The organism is Rhodococcus sp. 21391, assembly GCF_016772255.1.
GTDB lineage: Bacteria > Actinomycetota > Actinomycetes > Mycobacteriales > Mycobacteriaceae > Rhodococcus_F > Rhodococcus_F opacus.
Window position 1 is genome coordinate 1,756,290 of record NZ_CP063781.1, and the last position, 25,781, is coordinate 1,782,070.

General features: G+C 68.3%; 29 protein-coding genes, 1 tRNA gene, 1 other RNA gene and 1 pseudogene. 14 read left to right on the forward strand and 18 right to left on the reverse strand.

The window, feature by feature from the left end; all coding sequences use genetic code 11:
* Positions 1-32: 32 nt before the first annotated feature.
* The 3 genes from GO592_RS08310 to aceE form a co-directional block, all read right to left on the reverse strand.
* A complete protein-coding gene (locus GO592_RS08310) occupies positions 33-950 on the reverse strand; it encodes an ACP S-malonyltransferase (protein WP_005247836.1) in 918 nt (305 codons plus the stop codon).
* Between the two features lie 127 nt (positions 951-1,077).
* Positions 1,078-2,349 (reverse strand): PucR family transcriptional regulator, encoded by a 1,272-nt coding sequence (locus GO592_RS08315; RefSeq protein WP_005261202.1) that lies wholly within the window; start codon positions 2,347-2,349, stop codon positions 1,078-1,080.
* A 75-nt stretch (positions 2,350-2,424) separates the two neighbouring features.
* On the reverse strand, positions 2,425-5,280 hold the full coding sequence (gene aceE, locus GO592_RS08320; protein ID WP_007299525.1) for a pyruvate dehydrogenase (acetyl-transferring), homodimeric type: 2,856 nt from the start codon (positions 5,278-5,280) through the stop codon (positions 2,425-2,427).
* A 224-nt stretch (positions 5,281-5,504) separates the two neighbouring features.
* Between aceE and GO592_RS08325 the strand changes: the two genes are divergently transcribed.
* The 4 genes from GO592_RS08325 (at position 5,505) to GO592_RS08340 (ending at position 7,244) form a co-directional block, all read left to right on the forward strand.
* Complete coding sequence (locus tag GO592_RS08325; protein WP_007299526.1) at positions 5,505-6,041, forward strand: hypothetical protein; 537 nt, start codon at positions 5,505-5,507, stop codon at positions 6,039-6,041.
* 168 nt (positions 6,042-6,209) lie between these two features.
* Complete coding sequence (locus tag GO592_RS08330) at positions 6,210-6,635, forward strand: DUF3052 domain-containing protein (protein WP_005247829.1); 426 nt, start codon at positions 6,210-6,212, stop codon at positions 6,633-6,635.
* A 40-nt stretch (positions 6,636-6,675) separates the two neighbouring features.
* Positions 6,676-7,140 (forward strand): peroxiredoxin, encoded by a 465-nt coding sequence (locus GO592_RS08335; protein WP_005247827.1) that lies wholly within the window; start codon positions 6,676-6,678, stop codon positions 7,138-7,140.
* 32 nt (positions 7,141-7,172) lie between these two features.
* Positions 7,173-7,244, forward strand: a tRNA-Val gene (locus GO592_RS08340).
* Positions 7,245-7,343: 99 nt separating this feature from the next.
* On the opposite strand, the gene GO592_RS08345 is transcribed toward GO592_RS08340, so the two are convergent.
* Together GO592_RS08345 and GO592_RS08350 are read right to left on the reverse strand one after the other, a co-directional pair.
* Positions 7,344-7,604, reverse strand: coding sequence for a hypothetical protein (locus GO592_RS08345; RefSeq protein ID WP_007299527.1), 261 nt, complete (start codon positions 7,602-7,604; stop codon positions 7,344-7,346).
* Entirely contained in the window at positions 7,597-8,112 is a 516-nt protein-coding gene (locus tag GO592_RS08350; RefSeq protein WP_007299528.1) for a GbsR/MarR family transcriptional regulator, read from the reverse strand. Before GO592_RS08350 ends, GO592_RS08345 begins: the two co-directional genes overlap by 8 nt.
* A 135-nt stretch (positions 8,113-8,247) precedes the next feature.
* On the opposite strand from GO592_RS08350, the gene GO592_RS08355 reads away from it, so the two are divergent.
* Complete coding sequence (locus tag GO592_RS08355) at positions 8,248-8,445, forward strand: hypothetical protein (protein WP_005254279.1); 198 nt, start codon at positions 8,248-8,250, stop codon at positions 8,443-8,445.
* A 4-nt stretch (positions 8,446-8,449) separates the two neighbouring features.
* Here GO592_RS08355 and GO592_RS08360 read toward each other — a convergent pair whose 3' ends face one another.
* Both GO592_RS08360 and GO592_RS08365 read right to left on the reverse strand, forming a co-directional pair.
* Positions 8,450-8,641, reverse strand: coding sequence for a hypothetical protein (locus tag GO592_RS08360; protein WP_005254278.1), 192 nt, complete (start codon positions 8,639-8,641; stop codon positions 8,450-8,452).
* A gap of 330 nt (positions 8,642-8,971) precedes the next feature.
* Complete coding sequence (locus tag GO592_RS08365; protein WP_005247817.1) at positions 8,972-9,334, reverse strand: DUF5655 domain-containing protein; 363 nt, start codon at positions 9,332-9,334, stop codon at positions 8,972-8,974.
* Between the two features lie 49 nt (positions 9,335-9,383).
* Between GO592_RS08365 and GO592_RS08370 the strand changes: the two genes are divergently transcribed.
* Positions 9,384-10,367 (forward strand): cobalamin biosynthesis protein, encoded by a 984-nt coding sequence (locus GO592_RS08370; protein ID WP_007299530.1) that lies wholly within the window; start codon positions 9,384-9,386, stop codon positions 10,365-10,367.
* Here GO592_RS08370 and GO592_RS08375 read toward each other — a convergent pair.
* From GO592_RS08375 to GO592_RS08385, 3 genes are read right to left on the reverse strand one after another with little or no spacing between them, the layout of a single operon-like run.
* Positions 10,308-11,189 (reverse strand): SURF1 family cytochrome oxidase biogenesis protein, encoded by an 882-nt coding sequence (locus tag GO592_RS08375; RefSeq protein WP_039952379.1) that lies wholly within the window; start codon positions 11,187-11,189, stop codon positions 10,308-10,310. The genes GO592_RS08370 and GO592_RS08375 overlap by 60 nt on opposite strands.
* Before the next feature lie 43 nt (positions 11,190-11,232).
* Complete coding sequence (locus tag GO592_RS08380; protein WP_007299532.1) at positions 11,233-11,706, reverse strand: low molecular weight protein-tyrosine-phosphatase; 474 nt, start codon at positions 11,704-11,706, stop codon at positions 11,233-11,235.
* A complete protein-coding gene (locus tag GO592_RS08385; protein ID WP_039952380.1) occupies positions 11,693-12,394 on the reverse strand; it encodes an HAD-IA family hydrolase in 702 nt (233 codons plus the stop codon). The genes GO592_RS08380 and GO592_RS08385 overlap by 14 nt, the downstream gene beginning before the upstream one ends.
* 29 nt (positions 12,395-12,423) lie before the next feature.
* Between GO592_RS08385 and cobC the strand changes: the two genes are divergently transcribed.
* The 4 genes from cobC (at position 12,424) to GO592_RS08405 (ending at position 16,533) form a co-directional block, all read left to right on the forward strand.
* Positions 12,424-13,458 carry an Rv2231c family pyridoxal phosphate-dependent protein CobC gene (cobC, locus tag GO592_RS08390; protein WP_039952382.1) on the forward strand — a complete coding sequence of 345 codons (1,035 nt, stop codon included), beginning with the start codon at positions 12,424-12,426 and terminating at the stop codon, positions 13,456-13,458.
* Complete coding sequence (locus GO592_RS08395) at positions 13,455-14,594, forward strand: Nif3-like dinuclear metal center hexameric protein (protein ID WP_007299535.1); 1,140 nt, start codon at positions 13,455-13,457, stop codon at positions 14,592-14,594. Before cobC ends, GO592_RS08395 begins: the two co-directional genes overlap by 4 nt.
* 98 nt (positions 14,595-14,692) lie before the next feature.
* Positions 14,693-15,430: a zinc ribbon domain-containing protein gene (locus GO592_RS08400; RefSeq protein ID WP_007299536.1), complete on the forward strand. Its 738-nt coding sequence runs from the start codon at positions 14,693-14,695 to the stop codon at positions 15,428-15,430.
* Positions 15,427-16,533, forward strand: a complete 1,107-nt coding sequence (locus GO592_RS08405) for a bifunctional RNase H/acid phosphatase (RefSeq protein ID WP_007299537.1) — start codon at positions 15,427-15,429, stop codon at positions 16,531-16,533. Before GO592_RS08400 ends, GO592_RS08405 begins: the two co-directional genes overlap by 4 nt.
* A 7-nt stretch (positions 16,534-16,540) precedes the next feature.
* Here the strand turns inward: GO592_RS08405 and GO592_RS08410 are convergent, their stop codons facing one another.
* Positions 16,541-17,791 (reverse strand): SLC13 family permease, encoded by a 1,251-nt coding sequence (locus GO592_RS08410; protein ID WP_007299538.1) that lies wholly within the window; start codon positions 17,789-17,791, stop codon positions 16,541-16,543.
* 7 nt (positions 17,792-17,798) lie between these two features.
* A pseudogene (locus GO592_RS08415) lies at positions 17,799-18,325 on the reverse strand (DUF1697 domain-containing protein).
* Positions 18,326-18,385: 60 nt separating this feature from the next.
* On the opposite strand from GO592_RS08415, the gene rnpB reads away from it, so the two are divergent.
* Both rnpB and GO592_RS08425 read left to right on the forward strand, forming a co-directional pair.
* Positions 18,386-18,824: RNase P RNA component class A (rnpB, locus tag GO592_RS08420), an RNA gene on the forward strand.
* Between the two features lie 195 nt (positions 18,825-19,019).
* Complete coding sequence (locus tag GO592_RS08425) at positions 19,020-19,823, forward strand: alpha/beta fold hydrolase (RefSeq protein ID WP_007299539.1); 804 nt, start codon at positions 19,020-19,022, stop codon at positions 19,821-19,823.
* 8 nt (positions 19,824-19,831) lie between these two features.
* Here the strand turns inward: GO592_RS08425 and GO592_RS08430 are convergent, their stop codons facing one another.
* Genes GO592_RS08430 through GO592_RS08440 form a run of 3 tightly spaced genes read right to left on the reverse strand, consistent with a single transcriptional unit; the run spans position 19,832 to position 21,340 of the window.
* Entirely contained in the window at positions 19,832-20,455 is a 624-nt protein-coding gene (locus tag GO592_RS08430; RefSeq protein ID WP_007299540.1) for a LysE family translocator, read from the reverse strand.
* Positions 20,456-20,477: 22 nt separating this feature from the next.
* On the reverse strand, positions 20,478-20,897 hold the full coding sequence (locus GO592_RS08435) for a MaoC/PaaZ C-terminal domain-containing protein (protein WP_005567677.1): 420 nt from the start codon (positions 20,895-20,897) through the stop codon (positions 20,478-20,480).
* On the reverse strand, positions 20,894-21,340 hold the full coding sequence (locus GO592_RS08440) for an FAS1-like dehydratase domain-containing protein (protein WP_007299541.1): 447 nt from the start codon (positions 21,338-21,340) through the stop codon (positions 20,894-20,896). The genes GO592_RS08435 and GO592_RS08440 overlap by 4 nt, the downstream gene beginning before the upstream one ends.
* 403 nt (positions 21,341-21,743) lie before the next feature.
* On the opposite strand from GO592_RS08440, the gene GO592_RS08450 reads away from it, so the two are divergent.
* Positions 21,744-21,929, forward strand: a complete 186-nt coding sequence (locus GO592_RS08450) for a hypothetical protein (RefSeq protein WP_005254262.1) — start codon at positions 21,744-21,746, stop codon at positions 21,927-21,929.
* Between the two features lie 30 nt (positions 21,930-21,959).
* A complete protein-coding gene (locus GO592_RS08455; RefSeq protein ID WP_007299542.1) occupies positions 21,960-23,360 on the forward strand; it encodes an RNB domain-containing ribonuclease in 1,401 nt (466 codons plus the stop codon).
* 4 nt (positions 23,361-23,364) lie between these two features.
* Here the strand turns inward: GO592_RS08455 and pip are convergent, their stop codons facing one another.
* The 3 genes from pip to panB are packed head-to-tail and all read right to left on the reverse strand — an operon-like array spanning position 23,365 to position 25,703.
* The gene (gene pip / locus GO592_RS08460; RefSeq protein ID WP_007299543.1) at positions 23,365-24,330 is read right to left on the reverse strand and encodes a prolyl aminopeptidase; all 966 of its coding nucleotides are present in this window, start codon (positions 24,328-24,330) and stop codon (positions 23,365-23,367) included.
* A gap of 7 nt (positions 24,331-24,337) precedes the next feature.
* Positions 24,338-24,793: a hypothetical protein gene (locus tag GO592_RS08465; RefSeq protein ID WP_007299544.1), complete on the reverse strand. Its 456-nt coding sequence runs from the start codon at positions 24,791-24,793 to the stop codon at positions 24,338-24,340.
* Positions 24,794-24,833: 40 nt separating this feature from the next.
* Positions 24,834-25,703 (reverse strand): 3-methyl-2-oxobutanoate hydroxymethyltransferase, encoded by an 870-nt coding sequence (gene panB, locus GO592_RS08470; RefSeq protein ID WP_005247779.1) that lies wholly within the window; start codon positions 25,701-25,703, stop codon positions 24,834-24,836.
* Positions 25,704-25,781 lie beyond the last annotated feature (78 nt).

Below are 25,781 nucleotides of genomic sequence, written 5' to 3' on the forward strand. Positions count from 1 at the left end.
GGCCCTGCACGCACCGAGGTGCGCGCAGCAAACTAGCCGAGTTCTGTCAGTTCGGCTAGCGCGGAGATATCCCCCGGGGTCTTGAGTGCCAGAGTCGGCGTACCGCGCATTTCACGCTTGGCGATACCGACGAGGGTTCCGGCTGGTGGAAGTTCCGCAATCGCGGAGACCTGAGCGGTCCGCAGGCTTGCGGTGCACAGGTCCCAACGCACAGGTCGGGTTACCTGCGCGGCCAGTTTAGTCAGTGCGTCGGCTCCGGATGCGACCGGTGCGCCGTCGGCGTTGGAGAGCAGGGTGCGGGTGGGTTCACCCGGTGTGATCTTGGACGCAGCCTCGGTGACGGCCTCCTGCGCGGGAGCCATGAACCGGGTGTGGAACGCGCCTGCGACGGGAAGTGCGCGCACCCGCGCCTTCTCCGGCGGGTTGGCCGCGAGTTCCTCAAGCGCCGACAACAGACCTGCCGCGACGATCTGGCCCGCCGCATTGCGGTTGGCCGGCTCGAGGCCCAGTTCGTCGAGGCGGGCGAGCACCTCGGCCTCGTCGCCCCCGAGGACCGCGGACATGCCGGTCGGTTCGAGTGCGCAGGCCTTGGCCATCTCTGCGCCGCGGACGGCGGCGAGGGCGACGGCGTCGTCGGCGGAGAGGACTCCGGCGACGGCGGCTGCGGCGAGTTCACCGACCGAGTGCCCGGCCGCGATGGTGTCTGCGGGAACCAGGCCACGCGCGTCGAGTTCCTCGAAGGCGAGGAGTGCGGCGGCCACGACGAGAGGCTGAGTCACCGATGTGTCGGTGATCTCCTCCGCTGTCGCGGTGGTACCGAGGCGGACGAGGTCGAGGCCGGCGGCCTTCGACCACAGTGCGACACGGTCATGAGAACCCGGCAGCTCCAACCAAGGGATGAGCATGCCGGGAGTCTGAGAGCCCTGACCCGGGGCGAGCAACGAAATCACTCTTCAAGAGAACACCGTCAACGGCGTGCTGCGAGATGTCGTTGCGGATGAACCTTTGTCGGCGGATTTGTTGGGTTCCCACAAAATTGCACGTGGGGTCCTCGCATCGAATCTGGACAGACGTTCGTTACAGCCCTGCTTCTCCGAATGGGAAGGGTGTGACTGGTGTTAAACGTGATATGGGTTCGTTATGGGAATGTGTCAATCGACCCACTGTGGCAGCCACTCTGAGTACATACGCATCCCGTGGATTCGTCGGATCGCGACCGGTGACTTCAGCGATTCTCTTGAGTCGATACCGCACAGTATTTGGATGAACAAACAGCTGCCGGGCACAAGTCTCAACCGCACCTCCACAGTCGAGATATGCGTCCAAAGTGTCGGTGAGAACACCTCCGGCGGCCGCCAGTGGCGCGACCAGATGGTCGTTCAGAGCAGTGACCGCGGCGTTGTCCCCGAGCAGTGCGCGCTCGGGTAGCAACTCGGCGGCGTGGACGGGCCGAGGGGCTCCCCGCCAGCCGGCGACTGCCTGCATCGCGGCGAGCGCCTCGACGGCACTGAAGTGCGCCGCGCCCAGCGTCGGCGTGGTCGGCCCGATGATCACCGGCTCGTCCGAGAACTTGCCGAGCAGGTCGGTCATGAAGCTCGAGTGCCCCGACCCCTCCTGGAGTTCGCCGCTGACGACCATCACGAGCCGCGAACCCTGCACCACGGCGAGGGCGGCGCGGCCGTGTTTCTGCGCGATGGTGTGGACCGTGCCGACCACGGAGACCCGTTCGTCCTCGGGGGGAGTGCCCACGATGACGGTGGCGGGGGCGGTGGCGTCCCAGTTGAGGGTCGCCGCCCGCGACAACATGTCCGAGCCCGTGTCACCACGGACCACGGCGTCGACCACCAGTGCCTCGAGCCGGGTGTCCCAGGCGCCGCGGGACTCCGCGGCACTCGCGTACACCGAGGCGGCCGCGAAACCCAATTCGCGACCGTAACGGAGGACGGCCTCGGTGAGGGCGATCAGCTGCTGGTCGTTGCGGGCGAGCGCCGGGAGCCACTGCTCGAAGAACTCCATCGCCACGCGGACCATGTCCACCGTCTGGCTGAGGGTGAGCCTGCGCGCGAGATCCTGCGGAATCACCTGGAACGCGTCCAGGCTGAACCGGATGTCACTGTCCGGATTCTTGAGCCACTCGAGGAAGTTGACGACCGCCGTCTGAACCAGCAACTGCACGTTGGAGCGTTGAGCGGCGTCGAGGTCGTCGAAGAACGGCAGTTGATCCTGCATCGTCGTGACGGCCTCGGTCGAGAGGCGACCGGAGAACTGTTTGACGCGGCGCAACAGTGCGTCGGGCAACGGATCCCGGGTTTGTCGTCTGCGGGAGACCAACGGACTCTGCTCGACCATAGTCAAGAACCTACGCCCACCGCCGCCCGTGTTGTCCGACGGACACACGGGCGGCGGTGGGTGAGGATCTCGGCGTTACGCGCTACCGGTATCCGTGTACGAGACGGCCGCGGCGCGGACGTCGTCGATGCGGTACCGGTTGGCGGCCTCGACGGCCTTGGAGCGGTCGAGGGTGCCTTCGCCGGCGAGGGCGGACAGCACAGCGACGACGATGGATTCGGCGTCGACGTTGAAGTACCGGCGGGCGGCGGGGCGGGTGTCGGAGAAGCCGAACCCGTCGGTACCGAGGGTGGTGTACGAGCCGGGGACCCACTGGCGGATCTGGTCGGCGACCGCACGCATCCAGTCCGAGGCCGCCACGAACGGGCCGGCGGCGTCGGACAGGGCCTGCGTGACGTACGGCAGCGGGGCGTCGGTGCCGGGGTCGCGCAGGGCCTGGCGCTCCGATTCGATGCCGTCGCGGCGCAGTTCACCCCAGGAGGTGACCGACCACACGTCGGCGGCCACACCCCACTCGTCGGCGAGCAGTTCCTGCGCCCGCAGCCCCTCGGGCATGGTGACACCGGAGACCAGGATCTGCGCCTTCGGGCCGGAGGCCTCGGACTTTTTGAACAGGTACATGCCCTTGAGCAGGCCGTCGACGTTGAGGTCGGCGGGTTCGGCGGGCTGAGAGTAGGGCTCGTTGTAGAGGGTGATGTAGTAGAAGATGTCCTCGCCACCGAACCCGTCCACGCCGTCGGTGCCGCCGTACATCCGGCGTAGCCCGTCCTTGACGATGTGCGCGATCTCGTAGGAGAACGCCGGGTCGTAGGCGACGGCGGCCGGGTTGGTCGAGGCCAGCAGCAGCGAGTGCCCGTCGGCGTGCTGGAGGCCTTCGCCGGTGAGGGTGGTGCGGCCGGCGGTGGCGCCGAGGACGAACCCGCGGGCCATCTGATCGGCCGCGGCCCAGAGGCCGTCGCCGGTGCGCTGGAACCCGAACATCGAGTAGAAGATGTACAGCGGGATCATCGGCTCACCGTGGGTGGCATAGGAGGTGCCGACCGCGGTGAACGAGGCGGTCGAGCCGGCCTCGTTGATGCCCTCGTGCAGGATCTGCCCGATCTCCGATTCCTTGTAGGCGAGCATCAGGTCCGCATCGACGGCGGTGTACAGCTGGCCGTTGCGGTTGTAGATCTTCAGCGACGGGAACCAGGAGTCCATCCCGAAGGTGCGGGCCTCGTCCGGGATGATCGGCACGATCCGCTTGCCGATCTCCTTGTCCCGCAACAATTCCTTCATGATCCGCACCAACGCCATGGTGGTGGCGACCTGCTGCTTGCCGGAGCCCTTGCGGACCACGTCGTAGGTCGAGTCCGGCGGCATCGGCAACGGTGCCACACCGGTGCGGCGCTGCGGCACGAACCCACCGAGCGCCCGCCGCCGGTCGAGCATGTACTGGATTTCCGGGGCATCGGGGCCGGGGTGGTAGTACGGCGGCATCTTCGGGTCCTTCTCCAACTCGGCGTCGGAGATCGGGATCCGCTGCAGGTCCCGGAAATTCTTCAGATCATCGAGGGTCAGCTTCTTCATCTGGTGGGTGGCGTTGCGGCCCTCGAAGTGCTTCCCCAGGGTGTAGCCCTTGATGGTGTGCGCCAGGATCACCGTCGGCTGCCCCTTGTGCGCCATCGCCGCCGCATACGCGGCGTAGATCTTGCGGTAATCGTGCCCGCCGCGCTTGAGGTTCCAGATGTCCTGATCGGACAGGTTCGCGACCAGTTCCTTCGTCCGCGGATCCCGGCCGAAGAAGTGCTCCCGCACATACCCGCCGTCGTTGGCCTTGTAGGTCTGGTAGTCACCGTCCGGGGTGACGTTCATCAGGTTGACCAGGGCGCCGTCGCGGTCCGCGTGCAGCAGTGCGTCCCACTCGCGGCCCCAGACCACCTTGATCACGTTCCAGCCGGCGCCGCGGAAGAACGACTCCAACTCCTGGATGATCTTGCCGTTGCCGCGGACCGGGCCGTCGAGGCGCTGCAGGTTGCAGTTCACCACAAAGGTGAGGTTGTCGAGGCCCTCGGTGGCCGCCACATGCGCCAGACCCCGCGATTCGGGTTCGTCCATCTCCCCGTCACCCAGAAACGCCCACACGTGCTGGTCGGAGGTGTCCTTGATGCCGCGGTCGTGCAGGTAGTGGTTGAACCGGGCCTGGTAGATCGCGTTCATCGGGCCCAGACCCATGGACACGGTCGGGAATTCCCAGAAATCCGGCAGCAACCGCGGGTGCGGGTACGACGGCAACCCGCCGCCCTCGTCGGCGTGCGAGTGTTCCTGCCGGAACCCGTCCATCCGCTCCGCCGGGATCCGCCCCTCCAAGAACGCGCGGGCGTAGATGCCCGGCGAGGCATGCCCCTGGATGAAGATCTGATCCCCACCCCCGGGGTGGTCCTTGCCGCGGAAGAAGTGGTTGAACCCCACCTCGTACAGCGCCGCCGACGACGCATACGTCGAGATGTGGCCACCGACCCCGACCCCCGGCCGCTGCGCCCGGGTCACCATCACCGCCGCGTTCCACCGGATGAACGCCCGGTACCGGCGCTCGGTCTCCTCATCCCCGGGGAACCACGGCTCGTTCTCCGTCGGGATGGTGTTCACATAATCGGTCGACGTCAACGCCGGCAGGGCGACGTGCTTCTCCCCGGCCCGCTCGAGCATCCGCAACATCAGATACCGGGCACGGGTCGGTCCGGACCGGTCCAACAGTCCGTCGAACGATTCCAACCACTCCGTGGTCTCGTCCGGGTCGATATCCGGCAGATAAGACGCAACACCCTCACGGATGACGCGAACGCGGCCGTCGGAACCCGGGGTCGCACTGGGGTTGGAAGGTTGGGCCGCTCCGGCGCCGGGTGTGGCGGAATCCGGTTGAGACGCGGGTCCCTGGATCAGGTCTGACAACGTTGCTCCTCATTGTGGTGGGACGCGCGGTGTGGCGTCCTCTCCATGCGATCGCGGCCTTGTTAGGCCCGACCCATCTCCTTTATGAATATGGCGCGACCCTTATCTTTCACCATCGCGGCGCAGTCGGCACACTGTGCTCGGGTTACTCTCCGGTAGCGTTTGCGCAGATCCGGGGCCGAATGTTGAACTTATCGATGTCGCCGAAAACATGGGGGAGACGAATGCGCACGTCGAGGCGCCGCTGGGGGCCGGCGAGTGCTGCCGTCGCGGCGATCGTCGGTGTGGGCGTCATCGCCGGATGCGGCGGCGCCGTCGAGGGGACCGCGCAGCAGAACGATTCTCAGGCCGCGGAGTACGCCGCGGAGGCGACGTCCTCATCGGTGGCCGCGTCGTCCTCACAGAAGGCCGCAGCCGAGCGGGAGGCGCTCGTGCAGCAGTGCACGATGTTCGTGAACCGTGCCGGCGACACCATCGACACCTACAACGCCTTCATCGACGCCGCCAACGCCGATGCCGCCGACACCGGCGCGAAGGCGAGCGCCGCGGCGGTGGCCCTTCGGACGGCGGCCGACGGTGCGAACGCCGCTATACCCACGCTTCCCGCCGAGCTGACCGGATTGCTCACCGATTACGCGAACAACTATCGGGAACTCGCGGACGCCGTCGACGGTGGGCAACGTGGCGACATTCTGAACACGCTCGCCAGCCGTGGAGACGAGCTCAGCGACGCGATTCGGGCAGCCTGCCCCACATCGTGACTCCCGCACCGTAGGCTCGGTCGATGACCACGCATCACTACTTTCTGAGAAAAATTCGCGTGGTCGGCTTGCGCGAAAGCGTTCGAGCATGTTCGCTTTCACCTAATTGATCTTCATCCGGCAGGTGTTCGGGTAGCCGAGCACCGTCAACAAAAGGAGGACCCCACCGTGGTCGCCGCGGCGGACGCCCAAAACTACGCTCAGAAACTCGGGATCACTGCCGACATGGCGGTACAGGAACTGGGCTGGGACGAGGACACCGACGACGACCTGCGTGCCGCGGTCGAGGACACCATCGGTGGAGAACTGCTGGACGAGGATTCCGACGAGGTGATCGACGTCGTGCTGCTGTGGTGGCGCGACGAAGACGGAGACCTCGTCGACGCCCTCATGGATGCCATCGGCCCCCTGGCCGACGAGGGATTCGTGTGGGTCCTCACCCCGAAGACCGGTCAGCCCGGTCACGTCGAGCCCAGCGAGATCGCCGAGTCCGCACCAACAGCCGGTCTCACCCAGACGTCGGCGGCAAACCTCGGGGACTGGTCGGGAAGCCGTCTGGTTCAGCCGAAGTCGCGTCCCGCGAACAAGCGCTGAACAGTCTCACCTTTTCGTTCACTCACCTAAGGATCACGTCATGCCGCTCGAGGTGGGCACCACCGCCCCCGATTTCACCCTCAAGGATCAGAACAATCAGGAAGTGACGCTTTCCGATTACCGCGGAAAGAAGAACGTCCTGCTCGTGTTCTACCCCCTCGCGTTCACCGGAACGTGTCAGGGTGAACTCTGCAAGGTTCGCGACGAACTGCCGAAGTTCGAGAACGACGAGACTGCGATTCTCGCGCTCTCCGTCGGTGCGTCGCCGACACACAAGATCTGGTCCGCCGAGCAGGGATACACCTTCCCGCTGCTCGCCGACTTCTGGCCGCACGGTGCGGTCGCGCAGCAGTATGGCGTCTTCAACGAGAAGCTGGGCTTCGCGAACCGCGGCACCTTCGTCATCGACAAGGAAGGCGTCATCCGGTTCGCCGAGATGAACGGGCCCGGAGAGGCCCGCGACCAGGGAGCTTGGGAGAAAGCGCTCGCCACGCTAGAGTCCTGATGCGCATCCGGCGAGGTTCTCGCCGGATGTTCGGGCGTGTAGCTCAGTGGTAGAGCTCTGGTTTTACACACCAGCGGTCGGGGGTTCGAAACCCTCCGCGCCCACCGTCAGGCAAAGCCCCGATCTGCGTTTCCGCGCGGCTCGGGGCTTTCTCGATGCCGGTGTTCGCGCCCCGCCCGCGTTCGGCTGCCGCTCACCTCGTCTCACTCCTCGGTGAGTTCCATGAGCTGTTCGGCGGCGGTGCTGTTGCCGTTGTCGGCGAGGCGGCGAAGTTCGTTCATGTCGCCGAGTTCGGTGGCGACTTCGATGAGCTGGTCGGCCGCGTCGGAGCTGCCGTTGTCGGCGAGGCGCCGGAGTTCGTCCATGTCACCGCGCTCGCCGGCGAGCTCGATCAGGATGTCCACCGCTGTGGCGTCACCGTTCTCCGCGCGCTCGCGCAGGACGGACAGGTCGGATTCAGTCATGACGTACTTCCTCTTCTCGATCGAGTTTCCTCGTGTGCCGATCCCGGAGCTCGTCGCGATGCGTGTGCCACTCGTCCAGCAGGGCGGGAAGTCGCTCGCTGAGGAAGTCGGCCAGCGCGACCATTTCCTCGAGTGGGGCGCGGCGTTCGGGTGGAGCGTCGGCCAGTAACGCCAATCCCTCCCGGAACAGCGCCGCATGCTCCCGGTGGAGGGCGGAATCGAAGTTCTGCGGTTGCTGACTCGCCGGGTCCAGGCTCACCCGGTCCACCCGCTCGCCGGCGACGCGGGTTCGCCGCGCCATCCGATAGCCCTCGAGCAGCTTGACCGCACCGGTGATGGCGCTCCGGCTCGCCAGCAACGCCGCGCCCAGTTCGTCGATCGTCTGTTGCGGCGGATCGCAGACGAACAGGTATCCCAGCAGCCGTCCCGCCATCGGCGGGAATCCGTACTGGCGCGCGTAGAAGCGGCCGACATGGTCGGCGAAGATCAGCTGTGTGTCGGACGGCACAGTATCGAAGATAGCAGTTCTGACTGAAATGACACAGATTTATGTCATTCCAGTTCAGGTGCGGTGCTGCGCCAGGTTTCGTCGAGTTAACCTGTTCACCGCCCGGAGCTTCGCCTGCAGTGGCATATTCCTGACATGCCCAGGTACAAGGTGACGCTGCGGAACGGCACGTCGAGCGACAAGTCCTTCGAATCAGACTTCCAGGCCGTCAACGAGACGCACCGGCCCACCGAATCCGGGGCGGGCATCGTGAAGATCGACCGCTACGAGGAGGACGGGGGAGTGACCGGCGTCTGGTCCGTGCCCGCCACGAGCCGCACGTCCCGTACGTAGCCCGTCAGGTTGCGTCGCGCGAGACCGCGGAGCCGCGGCGATCGAGTTCGGCCTCGAATGCTGTGATCCGGCTCGTGACTCCGCGGACCGTTTCGCAGCCGTAGTCGTTCGCGATCGACTCCCCGAGCAGGGCTCGGTGCTCATCCAGCTGGGCGAGCAGTTCGTCGTCGCCGAGCTTCGTCAGGTCGCTGCACACCTCTCGATCGTCCCAGGCGCAGTCGGCGAAACCAATGCCTCACACGAATGTCCACCGGACGCGCAGAACCCCGCCGGGCCACGTGGGTGTGTTGAGTCAGCACCGAAGATGTGAGCAGGGCGGGGCCGTGCGCCGCCCTGAATGGGGGGAACGAGGCGGCATTTACCATGGTAGGCGCAGGAAAGGGCGCTTGGCGAGATACTCAGCAGAGTTTCAGGAATCCGACATTCCGACCGGAACGGGTGCGCGTTCGCAGCTGCCGACGGATTGGTGAGACGCACACGCTATTGCGCGGGTTTCCGGCGAATCGGTGCGCAATTGTCCACCCGGCTAGCGCGCGCGAGTGCCCGGACCCACGGTGTCGTAGGCCTCGGCGAGGAGCGCGGCCAGCGTGTCGTCGAGCTGATCGTCGGAGGTGATCGTCAAGCGGTGCGTGATCACCGTCTTCGTGGTGGGAAACGCCTCGCGCAGCTGGGGGTGATGGACGCGCCGGCGCAGGTCGAGGGCGATCTCGAGCCGCGACGAATAGATGAACGCGGCAGCGAAGACGCGGGCACGAGCCCACGCGATCTCGGTCCGGTGGACTCGCTCGTCCACCTCCCCGCACGCGAGAACGAGGTCACGGAACTGCAGTAGGCGCTCGGTGGCGTCCGGGTCCTTGCCTGCCAGGTACTCGTCGATCGCGGCACTCATGGGACGCTCCTTTACATCGCCTGCAACGTTAGTTGATACAAATATCGGCGTGCATCGAACCTCCCGTCCCGCCGCCGCGCGTGCTGCCGGACTGCTTCTCGGCTTCGCCGCCGACCGTGTGTTCGCCGATCCTGCCCGGTGGCATCCCGTGGCCGGATTCGGCCGCACGGCAATGGCATTGGAGACGGCGACGTACCGCGACTCCCGGTCGGCCGGGATCCTGCACGTGGCCGTCCTGGTCGGCGGAGCGGCGGGTCTGGGGGTCGCCGCGACGCGGGTGGCGCGGCGCGGGGGATGGGCAGGCGAGGCGGCCGGAACGGCCGCCGCGACGTGGGCCGTGCTCGGCGGAACGTCGCTGGGACGGACCGGATCGACCATGGCCGCACACCTGGAGGCGGACGATCTTGCCGCCGCCCGCGCCCTGCTGCCGTCGCTGTGCGGTCGCGACCCCAGCGTGCTCGGCGTCGACGGGCTCACGCGGGCGACGCTGGAGTCGGTGGCCGAGAACACGTCAGACTCGGCGGTCGGGGCATTCGTGTGGGGCGCGGTGGCAGGCATCCCCGGACTGTTCGTCTACCGGGCGTCCAACACCCTGGACGCGATGGTCGGGTACCGCTCGCCGAAGTACCGCAACTTCGGCTGGGCGGCGGCGCGTTGGGACGACGTCCTCAACCTGCTGCCCGCCCGCCTGACGGGTGCGCTGACCGTCGCGGCCGCACCGACGGTCGGCGGGTCGCCGAACGAGGCGTGGGAGGCGTGGCGACGCGACGCGTCCCAGCACCCCAGCCCCAACGCGGGTGTCGCGGAGGCCAGCGCGGCGGGCGCACTCGGGATCTCGCTGGGCGGGCGCACCGAGTACGCGCACGGCGTCGAGATGCGACCCGTCCTCGGCTCCGGGGCGTCGCCCCGGCCCGTCGACCTCGACCGTGCGGTGAAGCTGTCCGCCGCGGTGCAGGGCGGCGCGGCGCTGGTGTCAGCGGCCCTTGCCGTAGCGGTCGGCCAGCTTCGCTTCCGCCGCCGTCCGAGGCGTTGATTCCACCGGCTTGCTTCGCGTGAACGGCTTCTTCCGGGCCACCGGTGCGGGAGCCGGAGCGGAGTCCTCGGAGGTCTTCGCGGACTTCTCCTTGCGGCGTTCGCGCCACTCCGCGCGGATGAAGTAGGCCAGGCCGAGTGGGGCCATGATGCCGAACGCCAGCCACTGCAAGCCGTACGACAGGTACGGGCCCGCGTCGAGTTGCGGGAGCGGGATGGTCCCGAGGCCGCCGGGCTGATCGGGTTCGAGTTGCACGTACGCGTCGACGAGGTCGGTGCCGATGAAACCGCCGATCTGACCCGCGTCGATGTAATACACCTGGCGGAGCCCGTTCTCGTCGATCGGCTCCTTGCCGGCGATGGTGCCCTCCGACTTGCGGACGCGACCGTCGAGTGTCACCGGCCCGGCCGGTGGCGGATCCACCGGCGGCGGCTCGGTTCCCTGGACCGGTCGGACGTAGCCGCGGTTGACCAGGATCGTGCGACCGTCCGTGAGTTGCAGCGGGGTCAGGACCTCGTAGGCGGGCTGCGATTCGATGGACCGCAATCGGACCAGCAGATCACTGTTCTGGACGTACGAGCCGGTCGTGGTGACGCGGCGCCACTCGTCGTCCGGATTCGGGGCCGCGCCGGACAGCAGGGTCTCCAGCGGAACGGGCTCGGCGTCGACCGAGTCGGCGATCAGCTGGTTCCGGTGCTCCGTCGACGTGTTCTTGCCGAGCTGCCACGGCGCGAGCACGTAGAAACACATGAATGCGAATCCGGCGACCACCAAGGCCAACACCAACCAGCCGGGTCGCAACAGAAATCTCAGCCTTCGCACGCCTCCACGGTAGCCGCTCGCAGGTGAGGACCCTGATCGTGGGTTACCGGCTGCGCACCCAGTCGAGCAGCCCGGGCACCGCGGCCTCGATCTGCAGGCGGACCCGTTCGAAGTCCTCGAGGTCGCCGTAGAAGGGGTCGGGGACGGACGACGTGTCCGCATCCGGGTCGAAACTGCGCAGCAACCGGCGACGCTCGTCGGGGACGCCCATGTGGGCAAGCTCACGGTCGTGATTCGCCGCCAGCGCGACCACCAGATCGGCGCCGAGATGGAACGGCCCGACCTCCGTGGCCGTGTGGCCCGTCGGGTACCCGTTCAGCTTCAGGGTTTCGTTGGTGCGGATGTCGGCCTCACGGCCGACGTGCCAGCCGTGGGTCCCGGCGCTGCTCACCATCACCCGGTCGTCGAGGGCTGCCCGGCGAAGGTGCTCGGCGAAGATCTTCTCGGCCATCGGGGAGCGGCAGATGTTTCCGGTGCACACGAACGTCACGTGCAACGGGGTGTCAGGCTGCGGCATCGAGCATCTTCCCGAGGTGGGCGACGGTCTGCGCCGTCGTGTGCGCGCGCTCGGCCTCGGCCGGGAATCCGTAGCCCCACTCGACGAACACCGCGGGGATGCCCCAGTGCGCGGCACCGAGGACGTCGTGGTCACGGTCGCCGACCATCAGGACGTCGGGGGTGGCGCCCTCGGTGGCGGTGACTCCCAGGTTCCGGAGGGAGTGGGCGATCACGTCCGACTTGGCGCGCCGACTGCCGTCGTCGCTGGCGCCGCCGATGAACTCGAAGTAGTGGGCCAGTTCGAAGTGTTCGAGGATGCGGATCGCGAACCGCTCGGACTTGGACGTGGCGACGGCGAGCCTTCTGCCGCTGTCGCGGGCATCGACGAGGACCTTCTCGATGCCGTCGAAGACGGCGTTCTCCGCCCACCCCACGCTGTCGTAGCGCTCGAAGTAGGCCGCGATCGCCTGCTGAACGACGTCTTCGTCCAGCCCCATCGACCGGAACGTGTCGATCATCGGCGGGCCGATGACGGTGTCGATCATCTCGTCGGTCGGTTCCGGCTGTCCGATCGTCGCGAGCGCATGACGGAACCCGGCGTGAATGCCGGGCGCGGAGTCGGTGAGCGTGCCGTCGAGGTCGAACAGCACGATCGGCGCCGACAGGGCAGAAGGGGTGGAGGACGGGGAGGTGGAGAGAGATGTCACCGGACCATTGTCCCTTAGGCTCGACAGCTGTGGACATTCGTGCCGGTAGCCGGGAGAGCCTGCGTCACCACGGAGACGTGGATGCGGGACCCGGTCTCCTCGATTTCGCAGTGAACGTGCAGGGCGACGGGCCCCCTGAATGGCTGCGACTGCGCCTCGCGGACGCGTTGCCGCGCCTGGGCTCCTATCCCACCGTCGCGGCCGATCGCGCCGCCCGGACCGCCGTGGCCTCCCGGCACGGCCGCTCGCCCGACGAGGTGCTGCTCCTCTCGGGTGGGGCCGAGGGCTTCTCCCTGCTCCCACGGCTCGGGGTCCGGCAGGCGGCGCTGATCCATCCGTCGTTCACGGAACCGGAGTGGGCCCTGCGGGAGGCGAACGTGCCCGTCACGCAGGTGCTGCTGGGCGATCCGTACGTTCTGGACGCCGCTTCGGTCCCCGAATCCGCCGACCTGGTCGTGATCGGCAACCCGACCAACCCGACGTCGGTGCTGCACCCGGCGGAGGGGATCCTGCGGCTGCGCCGCCCCGGCCGGATCGTCGTGGTCGACGAGGCGTTCGCCGACGCGGTGCCGGGCGAGGTCGAGTCGCTCGCCGGTCGTTCGCTGCCCGACGTGCTGGTGCTGCGCAGCCTCACCAAGACGTGGGCACTGGCCGGACTGCGCTGCGGGTACGCGCTCGGCTCCCCGGAGATCCTCGAACGCCTGCAGGTGGGGCGGGCGCACTGGCCACTGGGAAGCCTGCAGGTGGAGGCGATCGCCGCATGCAGCGAACCGGACGCTGTCGCCGCCGCCCGGGAGCACGCCGGCGTGCTGGGTGCGTGGCGGGACTACCTGATCCGTCGGCTGAGCGAGATCGGCGTCGCCGTGCACCAGCCTGCCGTCGCCCCGTTCCTGCTGCTCCGACTGCCGGACGGCGAACTCGTGCGGAAGCAACTGCGCGAACGGGGCATCGCCGTGCGGCGGTGCGACACGTTCCCCGGGCTCGGTCCCGACTTCCTCCGGGTCGCGGTGCGCCCCCGCGAGCAGGCCGACGTCCTGATCGACGCGATGAAGGAGATCCTGTGAACCCGGTGCGTCTCGCCGACGTGATCGCGACCCTGGATGCGGCGTACCCGCCCGCCCTCGCCGAATCGTGGGACTCCGTCGGCCTCGTGTGCGGCGACCCCGACGACACGGTGGCGACGGTGACGATCGCGGTCGATCCGACCGCCGCGGTGGTCGACGAGGCGATCGACGCCGGCGCCGACCTTCTCCTCGTCCACCACCCGCTGCTGCTGCGCGGCGTCGACACCGTCGGCGCCCACACGCCGAAGGGCGCACTCGTCCACAAGCTGATCAAGGCCGGATGCGCCCTGTTCACCGCGCACACCAACGCCGACTCCGCGGACCCCGGCGTCTCCGACGCGCTGGCCGAGGCACTCGGACTCACCGTCACCGGACCGATCGACCCGCACCCCACCGAGAACCTGGACAAGTGGGTCGTCCTGGTCCCGGCGGGCGACGCCGACACGGTGCGCCGCGCCCTGTTCGACGCGGGCGCCGGGCACATCGGCAACTACCGCGACTGCAGCTGGTCCGTCACCGGGCAGGGCCAGTTCCTCCCGACCGACGGCGCGAACCCCACCCTCGGCGCGGTCGGTGCGCTCGAGCGTGTCGAGGAGAGCCGGGTGGAGGTGATCGCTCCGCGCGGCATCCGGCAGAACGTGCTCGCCGCGATGCGCGCCGCCCACCCGTACGAGGAGGTCGCGTTCGACGTGTTCGAGATGGCGACGTTCCCCGGACCCCGCGGACTCGGGCGGGTCGGGGAGCTGCCCGAGCCGCTGTCGCTGCGGGACTTCACCGACCGGGTGGCGGACGCGCTGCCCGCCACGACGTGGGGTGTGCGGGCCGCGGGCGACCCCGAAGCGATGATCCGCACCGTCGCGGTGTGCGGCGGCTCCGGCGACTCGTACCTCGACGCCGTCTCCCGACTCGGCGTGGACGCCTACGTCACCGCCGATCTGCGACACCACCCGGCGGACGAGCACCTGCGCGCCGGGGGGCCGGCCCTGATCGACGTCGCGCACTGGGCGAGCGAGCAGCCGTGGTGTGACCAGGCCAAGGGCGTCCTCGACACCGCGTTCGGCCATACACCGGATTGGCAGGTTCGGGTGTCGGCCGTACGGACCGATCCGTGGTCGGTCAGCGCGTCGCCGTCGTAGCGCCGTCCGGCCGAAACCGGTGATCCGCCGGGGTACGGTTGACACCCAGCAATCTGCACACAAGAACCCTTCACAGAAGACAGCAGGAGTTACCACGCGTGAACGTCGAACCACAGGTGCAGTCCAAGCTTCTCGACCTCGCCGGCGTCGATGCGGAGCTGTCGAGGATCGCCTACCGACGCACCGCGCTTCCGGAGCGTCAGGAAGTCGAGCGGCTCGAGGCGGAGCGCGTCACCCGTAAGGACGCGGCGGTGGCCGTCGAAATCGTCCTCGACGATCTCGACCGCGACATCCGCAAGCTCGAAGGTGAGGTCGACGCCGTCCGTCAGCGCGAGGACCGCGACCGCACGCTGCTCCAGAGCGGAACGGTCGGATCGAAGCAGCTCACCGAACTCGAACACGAACTCGGCAGCCTCGTCCGCCGTCAGGGACTGCTCGAGGACGAATTGCTGGAGGTGATGGAACGGCGCGAGGCGTCGCAGTCCGACCACGACCACGCCGGTGCGCAGTTGTCGCAGATCGAGGAAGACCTCATCGACGCCGCCCGCCGCCGGGACGACGCCGTCGCGGATCTGGACGCCGCCGAGCAGCGCTGCATCCGCGACCGCACAGCGCTGGCCGACCAGTTCCCCGCCGACCTGATCGCCGTCTACGAGAAGCAGCGCAGCCAGAACGGTGTCGGAGCGGCGCTGCTGCAGGCCCGGCGCTGCGGAGCGTGCCGCATCGAACTCGACCGCGGCGAGATCTCCCGCATCACCGCCACCGCACCCGACGTCGTCGTGCGCTGCTCGGAATGCGGCGCGATCCTGGTGCGCACCAAGGAGTCGGGTCTGTGAGTGCCGGTCGGGTCGTCGTCGAGGCCGATGGTGGTTCGCGCGGCAATCCCGGACCCGCCGGCTACGGCGCCGTGGTGTTCGACGCCACCCACGGCACTGTTCTCGCGGAACGCAAGGAGAGCCTCGGGATCGCCACCAACAACGTCGCCGAGTACCGGGGGCTGATCGCCGGTCTCGACGCCGCCGCCGAACTCGGCGCGTCCGAGGTGGACGTGCGGATGGACTCCAAACTGGTGGTCGAGCAGATGTCCGGGCGCTGGAAGGTGAAGCACCCGGACATGATTCCGCTGCAGCGCCAGGCGTCCACACTCGCCCGGCAGTTCGATTCTGTGACGTACACCTGGATTCCGCGGGCGGAGAACGCGCACGCCGACCGCCTCGCCAACGAAGCCATGGACGGCGCCGCCGGCGATTCCGACGCCGAACCGGAACCGGCTGCCGTCCAGTCGGAGAAGGCCACCCCCGCGGCACCGGGCTGGATGGACACGACGGGCGCCCCGACCCGGATGCTGCTGCTTCGGCACGGGCAGACCGCGCTGTCCGTCGACCGGCGGTACTCGGGTCGCGGGAACCCGGCCCTCACCGAGATCGGGCAGGCCCAGGCGAACGGCGCGGCCGCTCGCCTTGCAGGCAACAGCGGAATCGCGGCCGTGGTGTCGTCCCCGCTGGGACGCGCGCAGCAGACCGCGACGGCGGCAGCGAAGGTGCTCGGACTCCCGGTCACCGTGCACGAGGGCCTCACCGAAACCGACTTCGGCGAGTGGGAGGGCCTCACGTTCCGGGAAGCTGCCGAGCGTGACCCCGAACTGCACCGCAAGTGGTTATCGGACACGTCGGTGTGCCCGCCCGCGGGGGAGAGCTTCGACGAGGTGCGGGAGCGCATCCTGAAGGTTCGCGACGACCTCACCGCTTCCTACGCCGGCTCCACGATCCTCGTGGTCACCCACGTGACCCCCATCAAGACCCTGTTGCAGTTGGCGCTCGACGCGGGACCGTCCCTGCTGTACAAGCTGCATCTGGATCTGGCCTCGCTGAGCATCGCCGAGTTCTATCCCGACGGCGGCTCGTCCGTCCGCCTGGTCAACGACACCTCCCACCTGTGAGTACTTGTTAACCGCGGGCGGTTAACAAGTACTCACAGGCCCAGAGGGCAACGACCGCGGCGAGCAGGGTCAACGGCGTGGTCACCAGCGCGAGAATCGTGAACGTCCGGAGATCTGCGGGAGATCCGGCGCGCGCGGCGACGCGCCGCCACAGCATGATCGCCAGCGACCCCACGTACGTGAGGTTGGGGCCGAGGTTCACACCGAGCAGCATCGCCAGCACGAGTCCGGTCGGAGCGTGCGGTCCGAGCGCTGCCAGCAGGAGCAGCGTGGCGGGGAGGTTGTTCACCAGGTTCGCGGCGACCGCGGCGACGACGGCCATCGTGAGCAACGCCGTGAACGACGTGTCGGTCGGCAGTCGCGTGGCGATCCATTCGCCGATCGGACCGTTCGCGACCCCGGCCACGACGACGCCGAGGATCAGGACGAACCCGCAGAACCACACGTCGATCGAATACACGATCCGGCCCACGCTGGTCCGGCCGTCACGCAGGGCGACGACGCCCAGCACGATCGCCCCCGCCGCGGCCACCCACGCCGGTGCGACCCCGACGAAGCCGGACACCGCGAACCCCAGGAGTGTGGCCGCGATGATCGACAGTGCGACTACCGGCGCCGGCGGGTCACGTTTCGGCTCCGGCTCGGCTTCGGGCCGGACGAGGTGCCGCCGGAAGAACACGCGAAACAGGATCAATTCGACGAGGATCGCCGCGGCCCACGGCAGCGCCATCACGGCGGTGAAATGCAGGAAGCTCAACCCGGTCGCCGAGAACGCGATGAGGTTCGTCAGGTTGGAGACGGGCAGCAGGGTCGACGCGGTGTTCGACAGGTGCGCGGTGGCATACGAATGGGGGCGCGGATCCATCCGCAGCGAGCGGGCGGTGGCGATCACCGCCGGTGTCAGCAGGACCACCGTGGCATCGAGGCTCAGGACCGCGGTGGTCAGCGCCGCCGCCGCGAACACGAGAGTCAGCAACCTCTTCGGATCCCCCCGCGCCCCGCGCCGCAACCGGCCCGCGATCCAGGTGAACACCCCCATGGCGTCCGCGAGGTGCGCAAGGACGAGGATCGCCGCCAGGAACCCGACGGTCGGGGCCATCTCCGACACTTCGTCCCAGGCCTCCGCCGGCGTCACCAGACCGGTGGCGAGGACGACGACCGCGGCCGGTGCGGCCGCGACGATCTCGGGCAGCCTCCGTGGACGCACGACGGCGAAGACGAGGACTCCGGCGACGAGCGCCACCGCCAGAACTGTCACCGACGGGTCACTTCAGGAGTTTGTGGAGGGTGCGCAGATTCCGGGTTGTGGTGAACGCCTTGAGCTTGGGAGCGCCGGTGCTCTTGCCGAACCTGCTCTTGAGCGTCATACCCCGTTCGACTTCCCAGTACAGGACGCCGTCGCCGGCCTGCACCCGTTCGACCCCCGGATCCAGCTCGTCCCCGATGCTCAGAAGGGTGTCCAGGACCTCGGGTTCGGGCGTCACCAGCACGTACGGGTGCCAGCCTTCTCGCTCGGGGTCGAACGGGTAGTCGTCGACGATCTGTCGAACCGTGTCGAGGTCGAGGACGAAACCCAGGCTTCGTAGTGGAATTCGGCACGCAGGCCGGATTCGATCTCACTCTTCAGCGCGGGGACGTCGTCACGGTCGGAATCGAACAGCACGTTGCCCGACGCGAGGACGGTCTTCACGTTCTCGAATCCCAGATCGACGAAGGTGCTGCGGAGGTCGGCCATCTTGATGTTGATGCCGCCCACATTGATGCCGCGCAGGAGGGCGGCGTATCGGGTCATGATCAGACCATAGTGCGGCGGCATGACACGTTCGCGCGAACTGTAGGCTGATCGGGCGGACGAGTTGGCCGGGCGACCGCGGCACAGGGAACCAGCACATCAGTGCACAGGCCCTGAGTCGAGGAAAGTCCGGACTCCACAGAGCAGGGCGGTTGTTAACGGCAACCCGAGGTGACTCGCGGGACAGTGCCACAGAAAACAGACCGCCGACGCCACATCCTCCGGGGTGAGGCGTCGGTCAGGGTGAAACGGTGCGGTAAGAGCGCACCAGCACCCCGGGTGACCGGGGTGGCTAGGTAAACCCCGCCCGGAGCAAGGTTGAAGGCCGCACCGGATCCTCCGGGATCCCGGTGCGGCTGCGCAGGTGTCCGAGGGCTGCTCGCCCGAGCCTGCGGGTGAACCGCTCGAGGTACCCGGCGACGGTGTGCCCAGATGGATGGTCGCCACCCGGCGCTTCGGCGCTCGGGGACAGGATCCGGCTTACACGCCAACTCGTCCGCCTCACCCGTGCGCCGGTCGGCGAGGTCTCGATCCTGACTGGCGAGTAACAAACAGACCGGTTAGCATCTTTCCCGCAACGGCCCGACTGACCCGAATCGGGGTCGATGCCGGGGCCCGTCGCCCACGTCCGTGGGCGATGGGCCCCTCTATCGGCGGCAGTAGATGTTACTCGCGATAGCGGTAACATCTGTCCATGGACTTGCCCCACGACATCGCCGGCTCCGGCCCCACCCTGATACTCGTGCACGGGGTGGTGCATCGCCGGCAGGCCTGGAACGCCCTGCTGGACCAGTTGACGCCCTATCGCCGAGTGGTCACCGTCGACCTTCCGGGACACGGAGAATCGGCGGCACTCGAAGACGGCCCGGACATGATGGATCAACTCCTCGAGGAACTGAGCGGGTTCGTCCGCTCGGTGACGCCGCCCGGCGAACGGCCCCACGTCGCCGGAAACTCGCTCGGAGGCTGGCTGTCCCTCGCGCTGGCGGCCAGGGGCGAGGTCGCCTCGGCCACGGCGCTCTCACCGGCCGGCTTCTTCGTCAACCACGCCGATCAGGCCCGCACCATTTACACGTTCCGGGCCCTGCGCGGACTCGCCCGGGCAATGGGTCCGAACGCTCCGAAGGCTTTGCGGTACAAGGCTGTCCGCTACCCCTCGCTTGCCGCCTTCTTCGCGCGGCCCAGCCGGGTGCCGTACGAGGATGCCGTGGTCGACGCGCACTCGCTCACCACCAACGCCCTGGTCGACAAGGGGATGACGGCGTCGTTCGATCTTCCGTCGGTCGTCGACGCGACGGTTCCGGTCACCGTGGCGTGGGGGCGCCGCGACCTGATTCTGCCGGTGTATCAGGCACGGGGGGTGCGCCGATTCCTCCCGCAGGCGCGGATACTGGTCCTGCCCGGCATCGGGCACGTCCCGATGACCGACGACCCGAATCTGATCAGCACGATTCTGCTCGGCGGCAGCTCGGCGACTTCCGGCGATTCCCGGAACTGACCTCGGCCCTACCGTGCCTCGGCGACGACGACGGCGCCGAAACCGAAGAGGACCGTTCCGGTGATCCGATCCAGGGTCCGTCGCACCGACGGCTTCTCCAGCGTGGTACGGGCACGGGTCAGCAGAAGGCTGTACGCGCCGAGCCAGACGATCCCGAGGAGCCCGTGAACGAGCACGAGCAACGCCAGGGTCGGGGCGGTCGGCCACCCGGGCGGAACGAGCTGGGGGAGCAGGCCGGTGTAGAACACTGCGATCTTCGGGTTCAGGAGGTTGGTCAGGAACCCGGCCCGCCAACTCGACCCCGGCGACGGAACCTGTGCCGGTCCGGGCGCGGCGGTGCGTTGTCGCGACCGGCTGCGCCAGAGGGTGGAGAGGCCCAGATACACCAGGTACATCCCGCCGACGATCTTCACGACGGTGTAGGCCTCCGCGGAGGCGGCGAGCACCGCGCCGAGCCCGACGACGGTCAGCGCGCCCCACACCATCAACCCGGCGACCACGCCGAACGTCGCTCGCAGCGCGGCGCCGCGTCCACCGGACAGGCCGGCGCGCGTCACCACCGCCATGTCCGGACCCGGAATGACGGTCAGGAGCCCGAGCACCGCGAACGCGGTCATCACGACACCGATCATCGGCCCAGTATGTCGGGCGCGCTCAGCGCAGTGAAATCCAGACTTGTGACTTGCCGAGCACGGTGTGTCCGTCGAACGTCACCGTCAGGTCGATCCTCGCAGTGCCCGCGGCCTCGTCGACCTGTGCGGCCTTCGCGACGACCTCGACGACCGCGCCGTCGTCCGGGGCGACGATCACCGGCTTGGTGAAGCGGGCGCGGTATCCGGTGACCCGTGCCGGGTCGCCGAGCCAGTCGACGACGCATTGCGTCGCCAGTCCCAGCGTCAGCATTCCGTGCGCCAGCACACCGGGCAGGCCCACGGCGTTCGCGACGTCGTCCCGGTAGTGAATGGAGTTGAAATCACCGGACGCCCCGGCATACCGGACCAGGGATTCCCGGGTCACGTGATATCGGGCCTTGGCGACGGTGTCGCCGAGCATGATTCGCTGCGGCGACGTCATTCCTCCCCCCTGACGAACAGCGTCGACGTCATGGTGCTCACGTGATCGCCTGCGGCGTCGAGGATCTCGATGTCGGCGACGAGCAGTGTATGCGGACCGCGTGACGTCACGTTCGTGACGGTGAGCACCGCGGAGAGTTCGTCGCCCGCGACGACCGGGCGGATGGACGTGGCGTGTTCGGTGCTGTGCACCAGATTGACCGGCTCGATTCCCGACGTCGGATCGGCGACGAGCTGCGCCAGTGCGCGTTCCTGCACGATGACGGGAAACGTGGGCGGGGCAACGAGATCGGCGTGACCGGCGGCGCGGGCACTGCCGACGTCGAAGGACGTCGGGTTGGTGGCGAAGACGGCGCGGGCGAATTCCCTGATCTTCTCGCGGCCGACGAGGTAGGGCTCGGTCGGCGGATAGACACGACCCGCGATCGCTGGATTCACTGCCATCAGGTCAGCCTAGAGACGTCCCGTCCCCAGGGCAGGGCGAAGCGTTCGGAGAATCGTCACGAATGTGTCGCGGACGTGCCTGCCCGCTCACGTCGAAGCCCCCGCCGGACAGGTCCGGCGGGGGCTTCGACGTATCGACTGATCGACAGCCGTCAGACGGGATCGACCATCAGCAGTTGGGCCCAGTAGGTGGCGCCTTCGGCACCGAGGTAGGGAAGTAGCTGATCAAAAATGATCGTTGACATGCTCGCTCCATTCTCTGTTCGGGCACTGCGCCGGGAAGGCGAGCCATCGGCACCGCACTGACCGGCGCCGGGGACCGTATCACCGGACAGGACTCCGAGGGTAACAGTATGAGCGTGATCCACAACCCCACACGTCCCACCGGTGCCACACTGAGGGCATGACTGACGAAGATCATCTCTGGTACTACAACGTCGAGGACGGCACGGTCACGCAGGGGAAGGCGGCATCGTCGATGTCCCGGATGGGCCCGTACCCCGATCGCGCGTCCGCCGAGAAGGCGCTGCAGATCGCCGCGGAGCGGAACAAGGCGGCGGACCGGGCAGACGAGGAGTGGAACAACTAGCGTTGTCGAGAGGGTGTGCGTGAGGTGCCGATGAGTCGTTTCGTCGCGCGCGGAATCGATTTCGGCACCGTGCGCACCGAATTCCACCTGCCGGAGGGGTATCCGCCCGCGGCGGTCGCGCAGGCGCGGGCGGCGTCCGACCGGTATGCGTCCGAGCGGGAGGACCGCACCGATCTGGCGTTCGTCACCATCGATCCGCCCGATTCCCTGGATCTCGATCAGGCGCTGCATCTGGAGCGGACACAGGTCGGATTCGTCCTGCACTACGCGATCGCGGACGTCGGCGCCGTCGTGGAGCCCGGTGGGGTGCTCGACGTGGAAACCCGCAAACGCGGGCAGACGTTCTACCTCCCCGACGGCAAGGTGCCGCTGCACCCGAAGGAACTCTCCGAGGGATCCGCGAGTCTTCTCCCCGACGAGGACCGCCCGGCGGTGGTGTGGCGGATCGAACTCGACGAATCGGCCACACCCTTGTCCTGCACGGTGTCCCGTGCGACGGTGCGTTCCGTGGCACGGCTGGACTACGCCGGGGTGCAGGCCGATTCGGAGGCGGGGAGACTGCATCCGTCCATCGCGTCGCTGCCGGAGTTCGGCCGGCTCCGCACGGCGGCGGCGGTGGCGCGCGGAGCGATCGAACTCCGGCTCCCCGAGCAGGAAGTGGTGCCGGACGGCGACGGCTGGCGGGTCGACCTCGCGCCCCGCACCGAGGCCGACGACTGGAACGCCGAGGTCTCGCTCCTCACCGGAATGTGCGCCGCGGACATGATGCTCGACGCGAAGGTCGGGCTGCTCCGCACCCTGCCGCCCGCCGGACCGGACGCGGTCGCGGCGCTGCGACGCACGGCGTCGGCATTGGGGATCGACTGGCCGGAGAGCGTCGGCGTCGGTGAACTCCTGGCGCGGCTCGACCCGAATTCGGCGTCGACGCTGGTGCTGATGACCGAGGCGCCGTCGCTGCTGCGGGGCGCCGACTACGCGGCGTTCGACGGCGCCCTGCCCGAATTGACCACGCACGCCGCCATCGGCGCCCCGTACGCCCACGTGACCGCGCCGCTGCGCCGGCTCTCGGATCGGTACTCGACGGAGGTGTGCCTCGCCGTCACCGCCGGAACGCCGGTGCCGTCCTGGGCGCGGGACGCCCTGGGTTCGATGCCCGAGATCATGGTCGGCTCGGATTCCCTCGCGAGCAAGATCGACCGTGCCTGCATCGACCTCACCGAAGCGACCGTGCTCGCCGACCGGGTGGGGGAGACGTTCGACGCGACCGTGCTGCGGTCACGGAACGGCAAGCGCACCGCGGACGTGTTCGTCCCGTCCGTGTCCGTGATGGCGAAATGCGTGGGCGACCCCGCCGAGGGCGAACAGGTGAAGATCAGGCTCGTCTCCGCCGACGTCGCGAAGCGGACTGTCGAGTTCGGTTACCCCGCATAGCGCGTCAGTCGCGGAACCGGTCCGTTGCCTCGACGAGGTGATGCACGATGCCCGGCTCCATCGCCGAGTGTCCCGCGTCGTCGACGATCTCGAGCCGCGAACCCGGCCAGGCCAGGTGCAGCGCCCACGCACTGGTCGCCGGGCACACCACGTCGTAGCGCCCCTGCACGATCACGCCCGGAATGCCGTCCAGCGCGGCGGCGTCCCGGAGAAGCTGACCCTCGTCCAGGAACCCGCGGTTGTGGAAGTAGTGGTTCTCGATGCGGGCGAAGGCCAGCGCGAACCTCGGCTGGGACGTCTCCACCACCCGTTCCGGTTTGGGGAGCAGCGAACTCGTCGCACCCTCCCACGTGGACCACGCGACCGCGGCCCGCGTCGCGACGTCGGGATCGTCGGACTGCAGGAGCCGGTGGTAGGCCTCGACGAGGTCGCCACCCCGCTCCGACTCCGGCACCGGCGCCAGGAACTCCTCCCACAGTTCGGGGAACAGATGTCCGGCACCGCCGTTGTAGTACCAGTCGATCTCGCTGCGGCGCAGCAGGAAGATGCCGCGCAACACCAGCTCGGTGACCCGGCCGGGATGCTTCTGGGCGTAGGCGAGAGCCAGCGTGGAGCCCCACGACCCGCCGAAGACCTGCCACCGGTCGATACCGAGATGGCTGCGCAGCAACTCCACATCGCCGAGGAGACGGTCGGTGGTGTTGACCGACAGATCGGCCCCGTCGGCGACGTGGGGTGTGGAACGGCCGCATCCGCGCTGGTCGAGCAGCACGATCCGGTACACCTGCGGGTCGAAGAACTGTCGTTGCGCGGGATCGGTGCCGCCGCCGGGCCCGCCGTGGAGAAACACGACCGGCTTCCCGTCGGGGTTCCCGCTCTGCTCCCAGTACATCTGCTGACCGTCGCCGACGTCGAGATGCCCGAACTGGTACGGCTCGAGCGGCGGGTACAGGGTGCGCAGCTGGGTCACGTCGGCCTCAGAACCCGATCAGGCCGGACGCCAGATCGGGGATCACCAGAGCGGTCACCGCTTCCTGCCGGATGCCGGGGCAGGCCGCCGTCGTGATGACGTCGATCCGGCCCCGGTCCTGCAGGAAGTCGAGCGCGTTGAGGTTGTTCTTCGCGATCCACGTGCCGACCAGACCGTTCAACCCGGTCTTGCCGATGGTCGGGGTGTAGGTGCGCCAACTCTGCAACTGACCTTCGAGGTCGGTGCACAGCTGGGCGGCCTGCGCATCGGTGACGCCACCCGGCACCAGGCCGGGGCCGGGAACCGCGGTGGTGGCCGGGGGTGGGGTGGTGCCGGGTGCGGGTGCGGGGCCCGGTCCGGCACACCCCGTGACGACCGCCGCGGCCGCCACCGCTGCGGCCGCCACCACGGCCGGGCGGTGACGACGTCCGGTGCCCTGCACGCGTCGCTGTCCCATGAACATCCCCCTCGAGTGTGTGCCGGCCCGGTGAGTCGAGGACGACCTAGAAGCTGTGCTCTTCCGCCGGGAACGTTCCGGCGCGTACCTCGGTCGCGTATGCGGCGGCTGCGTTACGCAACTCGTCACCGACGTTACCGAAGCGCTTGACGAACTTCGCCGTCTTGCCGCTGGTGTAGCCGGCCATGTCCTGCCACACGAGGACCTGGGCGTCACACTCGACGCCCGCTCCGATGCCCACGGTGGGGATGGTGAGCTTGCGGGTGACCTGGCCTGCGATCTCGGCGGGCACCATCTCCATGACGACGGAGAACGCGCCGGCCTCCTGCACGGCGATCGCGTCGGCGACCAACTGCTCGGCGGCGTCGCCGCGGCCCTGTACACGGAAACCGCCGAGCGAGTTCACGCTCTGCGGGGTGAACCCGACGTGGGCCATGACGGGGATGCCTGCCGCGGTGATCGCGGCGATCTGCGGCGCGACACGCTCGCCGCCCTCGAGCTTGACCGCGTGGGCCAGCCCTTCCTTCATGAACCGGGTCGCGGACGCGAGGGCCTGCTCCGGGGAGCTCTCGTAGCTGCCGAACGGGAGGTCCGCCACCACGAGAGCGTGCGGCGCACCGCGGACGACGCCGCGAACGAGGGGGAGGAGTTCGTCGATCGTGACCGGGACGGTGGTCTCGTATCCGTAGACGACGTTGGCAGCCGAGTCGCCGACGAGGAGAACGGGAATCCCGGCTTCCTCGAAGATGCGGGCGCTGGAGTAGTCGTAGGCGGTGAGCATCGCCCAGCGTTCACCCTCGGCCTTCATGGCCTGCAGGTGGTGGGTTCGGGTCTTGCGCTTGGGAACGTCGTGCGATGGTGCTGATCCGTAGAGCCGATCTTCTGACGTGCTCGCGGACGACTTGCTATCGGACATCGTTGTCCCTTTCTGGCCTCGAGGCCCTTGACGGGTCCCCGGGTGCGGGTGATGACGCCTACAGTCTGCCACCGGCCC